Genomic DNA, 14,122 nt, shown 5'->3' on the forward strand with positions numbered 1-14,122 from the left:
AGACGAGGCTATGCGGATCGACCTGCGGCAGCAGATCAATCGTCAGACATCATATGTCTTGTGGCGCAGCGCGCCAACCCGAGATCGGCGCTACTCGGCGTCCAGCACCAGGCAGGTACGGCCACGGCCCTGGCGCTTGGCCTGATAGAGACGCCGGTCGGCTTCGTGCAGGAAGCCTTCGAGGTCATTGGCGAGCCCGTTGAAGACGCCCGCGCTGAACGACAGCGGCGGCGCGCCGGGGGCGTAGGTCTGGGCGTGGCAGTAGCGCCGCAACAGGTCCAGCGCCTGCAGCAGCTGCTCCGGGGGCAGGCGGCTGACCAGGGCGAATTCCTCGCCGCCCAGGCGGCCGGTGAGGTCCTGGGGCAGGGTGCGCGCCAGCGCCTGGGCAAAGACCACCAGGGCGCTGTCACCGCTGGCGTGGCCGTGTTCGTCGTTGATGCGCTTGAAATGATCCAGGTCGAGCATGGCCACGCTCAGCGAGTGGCCCTCGCGCTCGGCCTGGCGGAACAGTTCCTGGGCCTGGTCCTGGAAGGCGCGGCGATTGCGCAGCCCGGTGAGGGAATCGTACTGGGCGGCGTGGGTGAGGGCGCGCAGCAGATCCCGCCGCTCCAGGGTCGAGACCACCCGGCAATTGAGCTCCTCGGGGCAGAAGGGCTTGCGCAGGAAGTCGTCGGCGCCCTGCTTGATGAACTTGGCGCTGAGCGAGCCCTTTTCGTCGGCCGACAGGCCAATGATGCTGAGGTCGTGGCGGCGCAGCTTCTGCCGCAGCAACTGCACCAGCTCGAAGCCGCTGAGACCGGGCATGCTGTGGTCCACCACCAGCAGGTCGATGTCCGGCTGCTCCTGCAGCAGGCGCAGCGCCTCGTTGCCGTCGCAGGCGTCCAGCAACTGGTAGCGGTGGGGCGTCAGCACGTGGCGGATGTAGTTGCGGGTGGCGTCGGAGTCCTCGGCGATGAGGATCTTCACCGCGGTATTGCTGTCCAGCCGGCGCAGCAGCCGGAAGGCGAATTCGTAGGAGTACTGGCTTTCCTTGAGTACATAGTCGACCACGCCCTTGGTCAGCAGGTCGTCGCGCCGGCGTTCGTCGTAGGAACCGCTGAGGACGATGCAGGGCAGGCGATAGCGCAGCACCAGGTCGACGCTTTCGCCATTGGGCGCATCGGGCAGGTTGAGATCCACCAGGGCGGCAAAGAACAGGTTGGCCGAGGTTTCCAGCATCAGCTCGGCTTCGGCCAGGGTGGCACAGAATACCGGCTCGAAATCGCGCTGCTGACGAAAGAGGTGCGCCAGAATCTTGAGGACCATGGGGCTGTCTTCGATGACCAGGATGGAGCGCACCGGTAACTCCTGCAGGACAAGGATCGGCCGAGAGCGGGTCTGGCGTCAGATGAAGCGATCATTCGCCTAGGCGTATCGGCCAAAGGATCGGCGACTTGAATGGTCGCCGATCCTTGGCATTTCAGCTGTCCGGCAGGCCTTCCAGCCGGCGCTGCCGGGGCAGGCGCAGGGCGTCGTCGCGCGGCAGCGGACGGCTCAGCAGGTTGCCCTGTACCTTGTCCACCTGCAGCGCCTTGAGCGTCGCCAGTTCGGCAAGGGTTTCCACGCCTTCGGCAATCACTTCCTTGCGTGTCTCGCGGGCGAAGGCGATGATCGCCGAGGCCAGCGCCCGGCGTTCGGCGTCGCTGTCGATGTCACGGACCAGACTCATGTCCAGCTTGATCATGTCCGGCCGCAGCCTGAGGATGTGCCTCAGGCTCGAATAGCCGGCGCCGGCATCGTCGATGGCCAGGCGCACGCCCTGGGCCCGTAGCGGTTGCAGCTGGGCATGGAGGGCGTCGTAGTCGTCGACCTCGGCGTGCTCGGTGATCTCCAGCACCAGCCGGCCCGGCGGATTGCCAGCCAGCAGCGCGGGCAGGCGGCCGGCCAGGATGGTCTGCGGCGAACAGTTCATGGTCAGGTAGGTATCGTCCGGCAGGCTCTGCAAACCTTGCAGTGCATAGCGCATGGCGCTTTCTTCGAGTTCGTCGCCCAGGCCGACCGCGCTGGCCTCGGAAAACCACAGGTCGGGGCTGCGCTGCGGCGGGCAATGGAAGCGCGACAGGGATTCCCAGCCAGCAATGCGCAGATCGGCGAGATGATAGATCGGCTGGTAGACGATGCTGGGCTGGTGGGCGGCCACCGCGCCCTGGATGCGCTGGCGCATCTCCACCTGACCGCGGCGACTGGAGACGTCCAGGCTGAGGCGATCGGCCACCAGCTCGGCAAAGGTCCGCACCAGCTCCAGGTCACGGGGACTCAGGGTCGGGTCGGGCTGGTACTTGAAGCAGCAGAAGGTGCCATAGAGTTCGCCATCGCTGAGCCGCACGGGCACGCTCAGGTGCGCGCCAATGGGCACGCTGCGGGTTTCCGGGATCAGTCGCGCGGGGCCGACGGCGCGGGTATCGGGGATGAGTTCGGGCAGGTGGCCGGTGACCACCTGCTGACAATAGCCCTGGCTGAGCGGCAGGGTGTCGCCGGCCTTGATCGGTGCATCGGGCACGGCATCGACATTGCGAAAGACCCGGTCCTGCTGGCGAAATTCGGCCAGGAAGGCCACATCCATGTTCAGATGGGTGCGCAGCGCGTGCAGCACCTTGTCGATACAGCCCTGGCTGCTCAGGTTGCCGGTATCCAGGCCAACCACGTCCAGCAAATCGGTACCTGATTCCCTCATGTCCTCACTCCCGGGAAACTACGACCTGAACCAGTGTAGAGCCTGGAATGAATTTGTCAGTCAAATGACCTCATCCGTTCGGCTTAACCCTGTTCGGCGTACCAGGCCTCGAAGGCGGGCAGGGCCATGGGGCGGGCCAGCAGATAGCCCTGGACCTCGTCGCAGCCGGCTTCCTGCAGGAAGGCCAGTACCTCTGGCGTCTCTATCCCCTCGGCGACGCTGCGATAGCCGAGTTTGCCGATCAGCGCCAGCAGTGCCCTGACCACCTCCTGCTTGCGCGGATCCTGGGGCAGGTCGTGGATCAGCGAGCGGTCGAGCTTGACGCTGGTGACCGGCAATTCATAGAGATAGGCGAAGTTGCTGTAGCCGCTGCCGAAGTCGTCGATGGCGATCTCTACACCCAGCTCGCGCAGGGCATGCAGCTGGGCGATGGCCTCCGGATTGCGTCTCAGCCATTCGCCTTCGGTGATCTCCACCTCCAGCCGGCGGGGATCGACGCCCTCGCGCCGGCAGGTCTCGCGCAGCAGGTCGACCAGGTCGCCCTCGTCGAAATCGCGTGGCGACAGGTTGAGTGACAGTCGCCCCTGATAGCGATTGTCCCAGTGCGCCAGCTGGCTGACGGCGGTACGGATCACCCAGCGGGTGACGCTGTGGATCAGTGCGGTCTTCTCGATCGCCGGAATGAAGTCGCCGGGAGCGATGGGGCCGAGTTGCGGATGGGTCCAGCGTAACAGGGCTTCGGCGCTCCACAGTCGGCGCCCGGGCAGGGCCAGGCGTGGCTGGAAGGCCAGGCTGAAGTCACCGCGCTCCAGGGACTCGGGAATCTGCCGGACCAGCTGGAAGATGCGCTGGAAGGCCTCGTCCTGCGGACGCTCGTAGACGACCCAGTGACGACTGCTCAGCGTCGCCTGATCGACCGCCACCATGGCCTTGCGCAGCAGGTCACGGACTTCGCCCAGGTCGAGCAGGAAGGGCACCACACCGGCCTTGACCGGCGGATCGATGGGGATGCGGTCGGCCTGGACCGGCATCCGCAACTGGGCGATGAGCGCGTCGAGCAGCGGCGGATAATCGCAGTCCTCCGGGAGCAGGAAGGCGAATCTCTTGGTGTCCACGTGATAGACCTTGGCCCGGCCGTTCAGGGCGTCGCACAGGCGCAGGGCCAGGCTGCGCAGGAAGGTCTCGAAGGGCCACATGCCCTGGGCCAGGATCAGCTGCTCCTTCCAGTGGGTCTCCAGCGGATCCACCAGCACCAGCAGGCGCCCCTCGTCGGGCTGGAGTCCAGCCAACTGAGCGACATCGGCCTGGAACTGCTGACGATTGGGCAGGCCGCTGACCGGATCGCGGCGGCGCAGGTGCTGGCGCAGGGCGATGAGCCTCATCACCTGGGCGGCGAAATCGTCCAGGCGCTTGCGCTCCTCCGCCGTCAGTTCGCGCGGCTGGCTGTCGAGGATGCACAGACTGCCGATGGCGTAGCCGCCCTCGGTGACCAGGGTCGCGCCGGCATAGAAGCGCACATGGGGGGCGCGTACCACCAGGGGGTTATGGCTGAAGCGGGTATCGCAGCAGGCATCGTTGATCTCCATCCGGCCATCCTCGGCCTGGATGGTGTGAGCGCAGAAGGCGTCCTCGATGGGCATCTGCGCCAGGTCGAAGCCGACACGGGCCTTGAACCACTGGCGGTCACGGTCCACCAGACTGATCAGCGCGGTCGGCACATTGAAGCTGCTGGCGACCAGCGCGCAGAGTCGATCAAATTCCTCCGCCGGCGCCGAATCGAGCAGCTCCAGGGCGTGCAGGGCGTTGAGGCGGTCATCTTCGTACTTCAGTGAATCGGCCATCAGGCTATCTCGGGAATATCGATGAGCCTTGTGCGAGCAACAAGCACATCGTGGAAGAACTGCCGCCACCCGAGCCAGGCGGGCGCAGCAAACGAGAGGCAGGTCTGTGGAGGTATCGGCAAGAAATCGTAATACTTTAGCCGTTTCGTCTCGCCTGCCAGTCTGGAACCTTAGCGCGGCTGCACGTCGGGTGCGAGCCCTGGTCGAAAGGTATCCCTGCCGAGTAGCGACCATGACCCTGACCTGCCTGTTCGACATCAACGAAACCGTGCTCGACCTGTCCGCGCTGGACGGCCTGTTCACCGAGCTGTTCGGTGACCCCCAGAGCCGCACGCTGTGGTTCGCCCAGACCCTGCAGAACGCCATGACTGCGGAACTCTGTGGCCGGCACACGCCCTTCGAGGCCCAGGGCCAGGCGGCGCTGGAGATGATCGGCGCACGACTCGGACGGACGCTGACGACCGCTGGCAGACAGCGTGTGGCCAAGGCCCTGCAGGAGCTGCCCGCCCATGCCGATGTCCGAGCCGGGCTCGATTTCGCCCGGGCGCAAGGGGTGCGCTGCATCGCCTTTTCCAACAACGCGCGCGCCGCTACCCAGGCGCAGCTGGCGTACGCCGGCCTGAGCGACGCCTTCGCCGGCATCCTCTCGGCCGAAGACGCCGGTGCCAGCAAACCCGCCACGGCGGCCTATCGCCAGGCCGCCGCCAGCCTTGATCAGCCGGCCGAACAGTTGTGGCTGGTCGCCGTCCATGCCTGGGACATCGCCGGCGCCCAGGCGGCCGGCTTCAAGGGTGCCCTGCTGCAGCGGCAGGCCGAGCAGGTGGCCAATCCCCTGGCGCCGCCCGCGGTGACCGCCGGCACGCTGCAAGAGGCAGTGGCGCGCATTCTGGCGCACGAGGGCCGCAGCCAGCGGCCCGGCGTGCTAACGTCCGCGCCATCACCGGCGGGTGCCGGGTTTTCAAGACAGTGAGAGTCGCTTTCCCATGACGGATACCCTTGCCCGGCTGCGCGCCGGCGAACTGGCCGGGGCCACGCGCCTGACCCTGCGTGCCGACCTGACCGAATTCCCCGAAGAGATCTTTGGCCTGGCCGACAGCCTGGAAATCCTCGACCTGTCGGGCAATCGGCTGACCCGCCTGCCCGCCGACCTGGGCCGCTTGCACCAGCTGCGCATCCTCTTCTGCTCGGGCAATCCCTTCACCGAATTGCCCGAGGTGCTCGGCACGCTACCCAGGCTGGAAATGATCGGCTTCAAGGCCTGCCAGCTGGAGCGGGTGAGCGCTGCGGCCCTGCCGCCGCACCTGCGCTGGCTGATCCTCACCGACAACCGCATCGCCGAATTGCCTGCCGCCCTTGGCGAGCGGCCCGCCCTGCAAAAGCTGATGCTGGCCGGCAACCATCTGCAGAGCCTGCCGGCGTCCATGGCCGACCTGCACCAGCTGGAGCTGCTGCGGCTGTCGGCGAATCGCTTCGCGGCGCTGCCCCCGGCCGTCCTCGAGCTGCCGCGGCTGACCTGGCTGGCCTATGGCGACAATCCCCTGGGGGCCGAGCGCGAGCGTGCGGTGCGCACCCAGGCGGCGCGGCAACAACGCATCGCCTGGAGCGACCTGGTGCTGGGCGAGCGGCTGGGGGAGGGCGCCTCCGGCATCATCCACCAGGCGCGCTGGCAGTCGCCCACGGGGCCGCGCGAGGTCGCCGTCAAGCTGTTCAAGGGCAGCATGACCAGCGATGGCACCCCGGAAAGCGAAAGCGCCGCCAGCCTCAGCGCCGGCACCCATCCCTGGCTGATCGGCGCCCTCGGCGATCTGGCCGAGCATCCGGAGCAGCGCAGTGGCCTGGTCTTGGAGCTGGTGGAGCCGGCCTTCGGCAACCTGGCCGGTCCGCCGAGCTTCAGCACCTGCAGTCGCGACGTCTATCCCGAGGACACCCGCTTCACCGCTAGCGCCGTGCGCACCATGGCGGGCGGCATGGCCAGCGCCCTGGCGCACCTGCACGGGCATGGCCTGGTCCACGGCGACTTCTATGCCCACAACATCCTCTGGGACGGGGGCGCGCGCTGCCTGCTGGGCGACTTCGGCGGCGCCTCGCTGCTGCCCGAGGACCGGGCCCAGGCCGCGCGGCTGCAACGCTTCGAAAGTCGCGCCTTCGGCATCCTGCTGGAAGAATGGCTGACGCGTTGCAGCGAGCCCGTGGATCCGGCCCTGGCGGCCCTGGCCGCGCAGTGCCGGCAGCCCGCGCTCGATGCGCGCCCGCTGCTGGCCGAGGTGGCGCAACGGCTGCAGGGCTAGCCCTGAGCTTCGTCCAGCGCCCAGTCCACGGCGGCCAGGGCATGCAGTCGCGTGGTGTCGAACAGCGGCACCGCGCTGTCGCCCTGGTCCACCAGCAGCATGATCTCGGTGCAGCCGAGCACGATGCCCTCGGCGCCCTGGGCGACCAGCTCGGCGATGATCGCGCGATAGGCTGCCCGCGACTCGGGGCGCACCTCGCCACGTACCAGCTCGTCATAGATGATGCGGTGCACGATCTGGCGCGCGGCTGCGTCGGGCACCACCACTTCCAGACCGAAGCGGTCGTTCAGCCGCTCGCGATAGAAGGCCTGCTCCATGGTGAAGGCGGTGCCCAGCAGGCCGACGGTCCGCAGGCCCCGGGCGCGGATCGCCGCACCCGTGGGGTCGGCGATGTGCAGCAGCGGCAAGGTCGTGGCCGCCTCGATCTCCGCCGCCAGGCGGTGCATGGTGTTGGTACAGAGGACCAGCGCCTCGGCACCACCGGCGGCCAGTTGCCGCGCATGGTCTTGCAGACGCCGACCCAGCGCCGTCCAGTCGCCGGCATGCTGCAGCGCGGCGATCTCGGCGAAATCCACCGACAGCAGCAGGCAGGCTGCCGAATGACTGCCGCCCAGCCGGCACCGGACCTCTTCGTTGAGGATGCGATAGTAGTGAGCCGAGCTTTCCCAGCTCATGCCGCCCAGCAGGCCCAGGGTGCGCATGGAGTGTCTCCCCCTTGATTGCAAAGGCCTAGCTTGCCTGGCCGGCGCTGGCCTGGAGAGAGGCAGTCACGAGCGGATCGAGGGATACAGTGGAGCCGATCAGGGCGCTGGCGTAACGGGTGGCGGCTGCGCTGGCCTCCGCTATGCTTGCCAAAGGCCACTCCCGGCCCTTGGAGGTGCTCGCCATGCTCAAAGCTCTGTTCGCCGCGGTAGCCCTGACCCTCTTCGCATCCGCCAGCGTCCAGGCGGCACCCTGCCGGGATGCCCACGGCAAGTTCGTCAAATGCGACACGGCCAAGACCAAGGCCGCGCAATGCAAGGATGCCAAGGGCAAGTTCGCCAAGTGCGGTACGCCCGGGGCCACGCCGGTCAATTAGAGGCGGCCAGCCGGACGTCAGGCAGGGTCCTGGTCAAGACGCCTCGCCTGACGTCGCCACCTGCGCCTGCCAGCGCCCCGGCGCAAGGGCCGCTAGTCCTTTTCCGCCGACCCCGGCTCCGACCAGGCGCGATGACGCTCGGCCTTCTGGGCTTCGCTTTCCACCCGATTGAGCACCTCGCCCTCGTGCTGAACCTCCGGGCCGCCACCATAGACATGGTCCAGTCCCTCCATCAGCGCGGCGTAGCCTTGCGCGGCCACCTGCACCGGATCGTTCTTGGGCCCGGCGCCGACGCTGGTGTCGTCCTCGCCGGCGCGGTGGAAGAAGTTGGTGTCGGTCTGGCCGGGCATGAGCACCGTGAAGGTCACGCCACTGTCCTTGAGTTCATTGCGCAGGGCGAAGGCGAAGGAGTTGATGAAGGCCTTGGAGGCACCGTAGACGGCCTCGAAGGGAATCGGCGCCGTGGCCGAGATGGACGACGTGAAGAGCACCCGGCCACGGCCGGCGGCGACCATCTCCGGCAACACCAGCTTGGCCAGGTGCACGGTGGACATGACATTGAGCTGGATCAGCGCCATCTCGTCTTCCAGCCGCGTCTGGCCGACAAAGGCGCCGCCCAGGCCGACTCCGGCGTTGAGTACCACGACGTCCAGCGGCCGCCCTTGGCGGCGCAGGAATCTATAGGTCTCTTCCACGCCCACGGCGGTGCGCAGGTCGGCGGCATGACTCCAGACCTTGACCCCCAGGGCGCGCAATTCGCGCTCGGCGGCGTCAAGGCCGTCGCCGCGGGAAACCAGCAGCAGATCATGGCCATGGCGGGCCAGCTGCTTGGCCAGTTCGAAGCCGATGCCGCTGGAGGCACCGGTAACGGCGGCCAGTGGCCGGGTAACATTGCTCATGCTGAAATCCTCTGCAGACCTGGTGTAGCTGGGATCGTCGCGGAGGGCTGGTGCTCCCCGCGGCCGACGGTTGACCCCTGACGGCATGGCATAATCGCCAGGCCGTGTAGAGGAGACAAGCGATGCAACCCGCGGATCTGGACGCCCTGGTGACCTGGACCATGCCCTATGGCAAGTACGCCGGCCGCCTGCTGGCCGACCTGCCGGGCCACTACCTCAACTGGTTCGCCCGCAGCGGCTTTCCACCTGGCGAGCTGGGCCGGTTGCTGGCGCTGATGCAGGAGATCGACCACAACGGCCTCAAGCCGCTGCTCGATCCGCTGCGCCGCCGGCGCTAGTCCGCCAGGCGGCGCATGTCGATATGGGGAATCCCGTCCTCGTCGTACACCGCTGAGCAGGGCGTGAAGCCATAGCGGCCATAGTAGGCCTGCAGATGGGCCTGGGCGGAGAGGAACAGCGGGCGCCCGGGCCAGCGCTCGGCGCAGACGCGCAGGGCTTCCGCCAGCAGCAGATGCCCCAGGCCGCTGCCGCGGCCCTCGGGGGCGACGATCACCCGGCCGATCACCACGTCCTCGCGTACCGCCCCGAGCAGGCGGAGGTAGGCATGCAACTGGTCGTCACGCCAGCCGAACAGGTGCCAGACATCCGCTGCCAGATCCAGGCCATCGGCGTCGGGATAGATGCACTGCTGCTCCACCACGAACACCCGGGCGCGCAGCACCAGGGCGGCATAGAGCTCGGCGATGGTCAGCGCTGGCGCGGCACGGCAGCTCCACTGGAGGGTCATGGTTAGTCCTTGCGCCGGCCGGACAGCATGCGGAAGCGGTTGCGGTTGAGCAGCACGTAGCCGGTCAGCTGCAATCCGGCCGCGAACAGCAGGCTGCGCATGGTACCGGGTTCGGTGGGCCGCGGACCCTGGTAGAGGCCGTAGAGGGCGAAGGCCACGCCCAGCAGGCCAAGGATGAAGAAGACCAGGCCGATCTTGGTCAGGCGGGGGAGGTTGCGCAGATTCATGGGCATGTCGTCAGAGGCGAAGGCCGCCACGCTAACCGTCCGCGCCGGGCTTGTCGAGCCGATAGGCAGGCGTGGCGGACTGGTCTAACGTGGCCTGATGGCCCTGCCAGCGGGAGAGAATCCATGTTCAGCCATGTACAGCTAGGCGCGCGCGACCTGGAGCGCCTGACCGAATTCTACGACAGCGTCTTGCACGAACTCGGGCTGGTGCGCATGCCGGCGGAAGACGACGGCGGCCCGCCCGGCTGTGGCTGGCAGCGCCCGGGGCGGGCGTGGCCGCAATTCTATGTGCAGCTGCCCTTCAACGGCCTGCCGGCCTCCTGGGGCAATGGCGTCCAGGTGAGCTTTGCCGCGCCTAGCCCCGCGGCCGTGGAGGCGGCCTGGCATCGCGCCCTGCAACTGGGCGGCAGCGACGAGGGTGCGCCGGGCATACGACCGGGCTACGGACCGGACTTTTATGCCGCCTATTGCCGGGATCCGGAAGGCAACAAGCTGTGCTTCGTCCACGCCGAGGGCCTGGCCGCCGCCTGCGACTAGCGCGTGTTCCGGCGGTCCGGCGGTCCGGCGCTCAGACGTTGGCCGCCAGGGCGACCGCATCGGTGCGGGCGGCCATGATGAAGTCGTTGCGGTGCAGGCCGCCGATGTTGTGCGTCCACCAGCTCACCGTCACCGCGCCCCATTCGGTGAGCAGGGCCGGGTGATGGTCCTCGTCCTGGGCCTCGCGGCCGACGCGGTTGGTGAAGTCCAGGGCCTCGAGGAAGTTGCCGAAGGCATAGCGGCGTTCCAGCCGCGCAATCCCTCGCGTTCCACCAGTGTCCAGCCGGGGACGGCCTTGAGCAATTCGCTGCTGGCGGCCGCGCTCAGGGCCGGCTCGCTGGAGCGGCAGGGGACGCAATGGGAGTGGGCGAGATCGGCCATGGGGCGCTCCTTGGGGAAAGACAGTCACGAAAGGGCAAGGGTAACAGACCCGCGGTCAGCTCCCGGCGCCCCGTCCGACCATGGTCGAATGGTCCGAAACCGGTGCGCGCCGTACAACGGAAGGCAACAAGAACAACAGTTTCCCGCCGAGGAGATCATCCCATGAGTGCCGCCTTTTACCCGGTCCGCGCGGAAGTCGCTTCCCGGACCCTGACCGATGAAGTCACCTATCGCCGGCTGTACCAGCAGTCCATCCTCAACCCCGATGGCTTCTGGCGCGAGCAGGCCCAGCGCCTGGACTGGATCAAGCCCTTCAGCCGGGTCAAGCAGACCTCCTTCGACGATCATCGCGTCGACATCCAGTGGTTCGCCGATGGCACCCTGAACGCCTCCTACAACTGCCTGGATCGCCACCTGGAAACCCGCGGCGACCAGACCGCCATCATCTGGGAAGGCGACGATCCGGCCGACAGCCGCCACATCACCTACCGCGAACTGCATCGCGAGGTCTGCCAGCTGGCCAACGCCCTGCGCGGCCAGGACATCCACCGCGGCGACGTGGTGACCATCTACATGCCGATGATCCCCGAGGCCGTGGTGGCCATGCTGGCCTGTGCCCGCATCGGCGCGGTGCACTCGGTGGTATTCGGCGGCTTCTCCCCCGAATCCCTGGCCGGCCGCATCAGCGACTGCCAGTCCAAGCTGGTCATCACCGCCGACGAAGGCGTGCGCGGCGGGCGCAAGATCCCGCTCAAGGCCAACGTCGACGAAGCGCTGACCAATCCGGCCACCCATTCGGTGCACAAGGTGATCGTCTGCAAGCGCACCGGCGCCGACATCGCCTGGCACCGCCACCGCGACGTCTGGTACGAAGACATCACCTCGGTGGCTCCGGAACATTGCGAGCCCAAGGAGATGTCCGCCGAGGCACCGCTGTTCATCCTCTATACCTCCGGCTCCACCGGCAAGCCCAAGGGCATCCTGCACACCACCGGCGGCTACCTGACCTATGCCGCCCTGACCCACGAGCGGGTCTTCGACTATCGCCCCGGCGAGGTCTACTGGTGCACCGCCGACGTCGGCTGGATCACCGGCCACAGCTACATCGTCTACGGTCCCCTGGCCAATGGCGCCACCACCCTGCTGTTCGAGGGCGTGCCCAACTACCCGGACGTCACCCGCATGGGCCAGGTGGTGGACAAGCACCAGGTCAACGTCCTCTACACCGCCCCCACCGCCATCCGCGCCATGATGGCCCAGGGCGAGGCGGCCATGCGCGGTGTCGACGGCAGCAGCCTGCGCCTGCTCGGTTCGGTGGGCGAGCCGATCAACCCCGAGGCCTGGCACTGGTACTACAAGACTGTGGGCCAGGAGCGCTGCCCCATCGTCGACACCTGGTGGCAGACCGAGACCGGCGGCATCCTCATCAGCCCGCTGCCGGGCGCCATCGGCCAGAAGCCCGGTTCGGCGACCCGTCCCTTCTTCGGCATCCAGCCGGCGCTGGTGGATAACGAAGGCAACCTGCTCGACGGCGCCGTGGAAGGCAACCTGGTGATCCTCGATTCCTGGCCGGGCCAGTCGCGCTCCATCTATGGCGATCACGATCGCTTCGTCGACACCTACTTCAAGACCTTCAAGGGCATGTACTTCACCGGTGACGGCGCCCGCCGCGACGAGGATGGCTACTACTGGATCACCGGTCGCGTCGACGACGTGCTCAACGTCTCCGGCCACCGCATGGGCACCGCCGAGATCGAGAGCGCCCTGGTGGCCCATCCCAAGGTGGCCGAGGCCGCGGTGGTGGGCATGCCCCACGACCTCAAGGGCCAGGGCATCTATGTCTACGTCACCCTCAACCAGGGCGAGGAGGGCAACGAAGCCCTGCGCCAGGAGCTCAAGCAGTGGGTGCGCAAGGAGATCGGCCCCATCGCCACCCCCGACGTCATCCAGTGGGCGCCGGGTCTGCCCAAGACCCGCTCCGGCAAGATCATGCGGCGCATCCTGCGCAAGATCGCCGTGGGTGAATACGACTCGCTCGGTGACATCTCCACCCTGGCCGATCCGGGCGTGGTGCAGCATCTGGTCGGGACCCACCAGCAGATGAGCCAGGCCGTCGCCTGATCCAGCGCCCTCATCGACCGCCCGCTATCGTCCAGGTAGCGGGCGGTTTCTTTTTGGCGGTCCTGTAAGGACGTGTCGCCAGGCTAAAAGCCGCCGCCGTTGCGCTGGCGCTAGAATCGCGCCAGCCGGCGGGCCGCACGGCACTCCGGTCCGCTACCCGGGCAAAGGCCGGGACAGGGGCAGCGCTCCGGCGTACCATGCGTGCCACCCCACAAGGGTTTCATGGCGCGCGGGCCCCGGATCGGTCGCCCCCGCCGCTCTCGACAGGAAGCCAGACGTTAGATGACCATCCGCATCGCCTTTCTGCTGTGGCCCGACGTTCGTCCGCTGACCGTGGGCCTGGTCGAGGAAGCGCTGGAACTCGCCTCTCGCCATTCGAGCGATACGCCCTACGAGGTGCGCTTTCTGCAGGCCGGCAGCGAGTTTCAGCCGCGACTGCCGGGTGGCCATTGGGAAGGGCAGCTGGAACGCCTGGATCGGCTCTTCGTGCTGGCCGACGAACCCTCGCCGACGCTGCCGCCGCCGCTGGTCGCGGCCCTGCGCCAGACCGCCCGGGCCGGCGTGGTGATGGGAGGCTTTTCCGCCGGGGTGCACATCCTCGCCCAGCTCGGTCTGCTCGACGGTCATCGCGCCGCCGTGCACTGGCGCTGGCTGGAGGAATTCAGCGAGCAATTCCCCAAGGTCATCGCCACCCACCACCTCTACGAGTGGGACCGCGATCGCCTGACCGCCTGTGGCGGCCTGGCCATCCTCGATCTGCTGCTGGCCATGATCGGCCGCGACCGCGACGCCGAGCAGGCCGGCACCATCGCCGAGGAGCTGATCGTCGAGCGCCTGCGCGAAGGCAGCGAGCGGCAGCGCATTCCACTGAAGAATCGGCTGGGGTCGAGTCATCCCAAGTTGACCCAGGCGGTGATGCTGATGGAAGCCAACATCGAAGAGCCCCTCACCACCGACGAGATCGCCCAGCACGTCTGCGTTTCCCGCCGGCAGCTGGAGCGGATCTTCAAGCAATACCTGGCGCGGGTGCCCAGCCAGTACTACCTGGAACTGCGGCTGAACCGGGCGCGCAAGATGCTCACCCAGACCAGCAAGTCCATCATCCAGATCGGCCTGTCCTGCGGCTTCTCGTCGGGGCCGCACTTCTCCAGCGCCTATCGCAACTTCTTCGGCGTCACCCCCCGCGACGACCGCAACCAGCGGCGGGGTGCGGCGGGCGAGGGCAGCATGGTGGCCGAGCGCTAGGCGCC

14 protein-coding genes and 1 pseudogene are annotated in these 14,122 nt (G+C 67.6%); 7 read left to right on the forward strand and 8 right to left on the reverse strand.

The window, feature by feature from the left end; genetic code table 11:
- Positions 1-90: 90 nt before the first annotated feature.
- The 3 genes from PVZ77_RS24610 to PVZ77_RS24620 form a co-directional block, all read right to left on the reverse strand.
- Entirely contained in the window at positions 91-1,338 is a 1,248-nt protein-coding gene (locus tag PVZ77_RS24610) for a diguanylate cyclase (protein ID WP_273808658.1), read from the reverse strand.
- Positions 1,339-1,459: 121 nt separating this feature from the next.
- Positions 1,460-2,713 carry a sensor domain-containing phosphodiesterase gene (locus tag PVZ77_RS24615; RefSeq protein WP_273808660.1) on the reverse strand — a complete coding sequence of 418 codons (1,254 nt, stop codon included), beginning with the start codon at positions 2,711-2,713 and terminating at the stop codon, positions 1,460-1,462.
- A gap of 83 nt (positions 2,714-2,796) precedes the next feature.
- Positions 2,797-4,554: a putative bifunctional diguanylate cyclase/phosphodiesterase gene (locus tag PVZ77_RS24620; protein WP_273808661.1), complete on the reverse strand. Its 1,758-nt coding sequence runs from the start codon at positions 4,552-4,554 to the stop codon at positions 2,797-2,799.
- A 232-nt stretch (positions 4,555-4,786) separates the two neighbouring features.
- On the opposite strand from PVZ77_RS24620, the gene PVZ77_RS24625 reads away from it, so the two are divergent.
- Positions 4,787-5,524 (forward strand): haloacid dehalogenase type II, encoded by a 738-nt coding sequence (locus PVZ77_RS24625; protein ID WP_273808663.1) that lies wholly within the window; start codon positions 4,787-4,789, stop codon positions 5,522-5,524.
- A 13-nt stretch (positions 5,525-5,537) separates the two neighbouring features.
- Entirely contained in the window at positions 5,538-6,842 is a 1,305-nt protein-coding gene (locus PVZ77_RS24630) for a leucine-rich repeat-containing protein kinase family protein (RefSeq protein ID WP_273808665.1), read from the forward strand.
- Here PVZ77_RS24630 and PVZ77_RS24635 read toward each other — a convergent pair.
- A complete protein-coding gene (locus PVZ77_RS24635) occupies positions 6,839-7,543 on the reverse strand; it encodes an aspartate/glutamate racemase family protein (protein ID WP_273808666.1) in 705 nt (234 codons plus the stop codon). The genes PVZ77_RS24630 and PVZ77_RS24635 overlap by 4 nt on opposite strands.
- 185 nt (positions 7,544-7,728) lie before the next feature.
- On the opposite strand from PVZ77_RS24635, the gene PVZ77_RS24640 reads away from it, so the two are divergent.
- The gene (locus PVZ77_RS24640; RefSeq protein WP_273808667.1) at positions 7,729-7,920 is read left to right on the forward strand and encodes a hypothetical protein; all 192 of its coding nucleotides are present in this window, start codon (positions 7,729-7,731) and stop codon (positions 7,918-7,920) included.
- 92 nt (positions 7,921-8,012) lie between these two features.
- On the opposite strand, the gene PVZ77_RS24645 is transcribed toward PVZ77_RS24640, so the two are convergent.
- Positions 8,013-8,819, reverse strand: coding sequence for an SDR family NAD(P)-dependent oxidoreductase (locus PVZ77_RS24645; RefSeq protein ID WP_273808668.1), 807 nt, complete (start codon positions 8,817-8,819; stop codon positions 8,013-8,015).
- A gap of 122 nt (positions 8,820-8,941) precedes the next feature.
- Between PVZ77_RS24645 and PVZ77_RS24650 the strand changes: the two genes are divergently transcribed.
- Positions 8,942-9,157 carry a DUF3820 family protein gene (locus PVZ77_RS24650; RefSeq protein ID WP_158892131.1) on the forward strand — a complete coding sequence of 72 codons (216 nt, stop codon included), beginning with the start codon at positions 8,942-8,944 and terminating at the stop codon, positions 9,155-9,157.
- Here PVZ77_RS24650 and PVZ77_RS24655 read toward each other — a convergent pair.
- The gene (locus PVZ77_RS24655; RefSeq protein WP_273808669.1) at positions 9,154-9,606 is read right to left on the reverse strand and encodes a GNAT family N-acetyltransferase; all 453 of its coding nucleotides are present in this window, start codon (positions 9,604-9,606) and stop codon (positions 9,154-9,156) included. The genes PVZ77_RS24650 and PVZ77_RS24655 overlap by 4 nt on opposite strands.
- Before the next feature lie 2 nt (positions 9,607-9,608).
- Complete coding sequence (locus PVZ77_RS24660) at positions 9,609-9,833, reverse strand: hypothetical protein (RefSeq protein WP_273808670.1); 225 nt, start codon at positions 9,831-9,833, stop codon at positions 9,609-9,611.
- A 123-nt stretch (positions 9,834-9,956) separates the two neighbouring features.
- On the opposite strand from PVZ77_RS24660, the gene PVZ77_RS24665 reads away from it, so the two are divergent.
- A complete protein-coding gene (locus PVZ77_RS24665) occupies positions 9,957-10,370 on the forward strand; it encodes a VOC family protein (RefSeq protein ID WP_273808671.1) in 414 nt (137 codons plus the stop codon).
- Between the two features lie 31 nt (positions 10,371-10,401).
- Here PVZ77_RS24665 and PVZ77_RS24670 read toward each other — a convergent pair.
- Positions 10,402-10,751, reverse strand: a pseudogene (locus PVZ77_RS24670) (4a-hydroxytetrahydrobiopterin dehydratase).
- Between the two features lie 162 nt (positions 10,752-10,913).
- Between PVZ77_RS24670 and acs the strand changes: the two are divergent.
- Positions 10,914-12,872: an acetate--CoA ligase gene (gene acs / locus PVZ77_RS24675; protein ID WP_273808672.1), complete on the forward strand. Its 1,959-nt coding sequence runs from the start codon at positions 10,914-10,916 to the stop codon at positions 12,870-12,872.
- Between the two features lie 282 nt (positions 12,873-13,154).
- Positions 13,155-14,117, forward strand: a complete 963-nt coding sequence (locus PVZ77_RS24680) for a GlxA family transcriptional regulator (protein ID WP_273808674.1) — start codon at positions 13,155-13,157, stop codon at positions 14,115-14,117.
- Positions 14,118-14,122: the final 5 nt, after the last annotated feature.

The sequence above is a fragment of the Pseudomonas sp. SHLD1 genome (assembly GCF_028640935.1).
In the GTDB taxonomy this organism is placed as follows: Bacteria; Pseudomonadota; Gammaproteobacteria; order Pseudomonadales; family Pseudomonadaceae; genus Chryseomonas; species Chryseomonas aestiva.

Excerpts from the sequence above, each read along its gene's own strand:
- PVZ77_RS24640 (WP_273808667.1), top strand. The coding sequence starts at position 7,729 with ATGCTCAAAGCTCTGTTCGCCGCGGTAGCCCTGACCCTCTTCGCATCC.
- PVZ77_RS24635 (WP_273808666.1), bottom strand. The coding sequence starts at position 7,543 with ATGCGCACCCTGGGCCTGCTGGGCGGCATGAGCTGGGAAAGCTCGGCT.
- PVZ77_RS24625 (WP_273808663.1), top strand. The coding sequence starts at position 4,787 with ATGACCCTGACCTGCCTGTTCGACATCAACGAAACCGTGCTCGACCTG.
- PVZ77_RS24660 (WP_273808670.1), bottom strand. The coding sequence starts at position 9,833 with ATGAATCTGCGCAACCTCCCCCGCCTGACCAAGATCGGCCTGGTCTTC.
- PVZ77_RS24645 (WP_273808668.1), bottom strand. The coding sequence starts at position 8,819 with ATGAGCAATGTTACCCGGCCACTGGCCGCCGTTACCGGTGCCTCCAGC.
- PVZ77_RS24650 (WP_158892131.1), top strand. The coding sequence starts at position 8,942 with ATGCAACCCGCGGATCTGGACGCCCTGGTGACCTGGACCATGCCCTAT.
- PVZ77_RS24620 (WP_273808661.1), bottom strand. The coding sequence starts at position 4,554 with ATGGCCGATTCACTGAAGTACGAAGATGACCGCCTCAACGCCCTGCAC.
- PVZ77_RS24630 (WP_273808665.1), top strand. The coding sequence starts at position 5,538 with ATGACGGATACCCTTGCCCGGCTGCGCGCCGGCGAACTGGCCGGGGCC.
- PVZ77_RS24655 (WP_273808669.1), bottom strand. The coding sequence starts at position 9,606 with ATGACCCTCCAGTGGAGCTGCCGTGCCGCGCCAGCGCTGACCATCGCC.
- PVZ77_RS24665 (WP_273808671.1), top strand. The coding sequence starts at position 9,957 with ATGTTCAGCCATGTACAGCTAGGCGCGCGCGACCTGGAGCGCCTGACC.
- acs (WP_273808672.1), top strand. The coding sequence starts at position 10,914 with ATGAGTGCCGCCTTTTACCCGGTCCGCGCGGAAGTCGCTTCCCGGACC.
- PVZ77_RS24615 (WP_273808660.1), bottom strand. The coding sequence starts at position 2,713 with ATGAGGGAATCAGGTACCGATTTGCTGGACGTGGTTGGCCTGGATACC.
- PVZ77_RS24680 (WP_273808674.1), top strand. The coding sequence starts at position 13,155 with ATGACCATCCGCATCGCCTTTCTGCTGTGGCCCGACGTTCGTCCGCTG.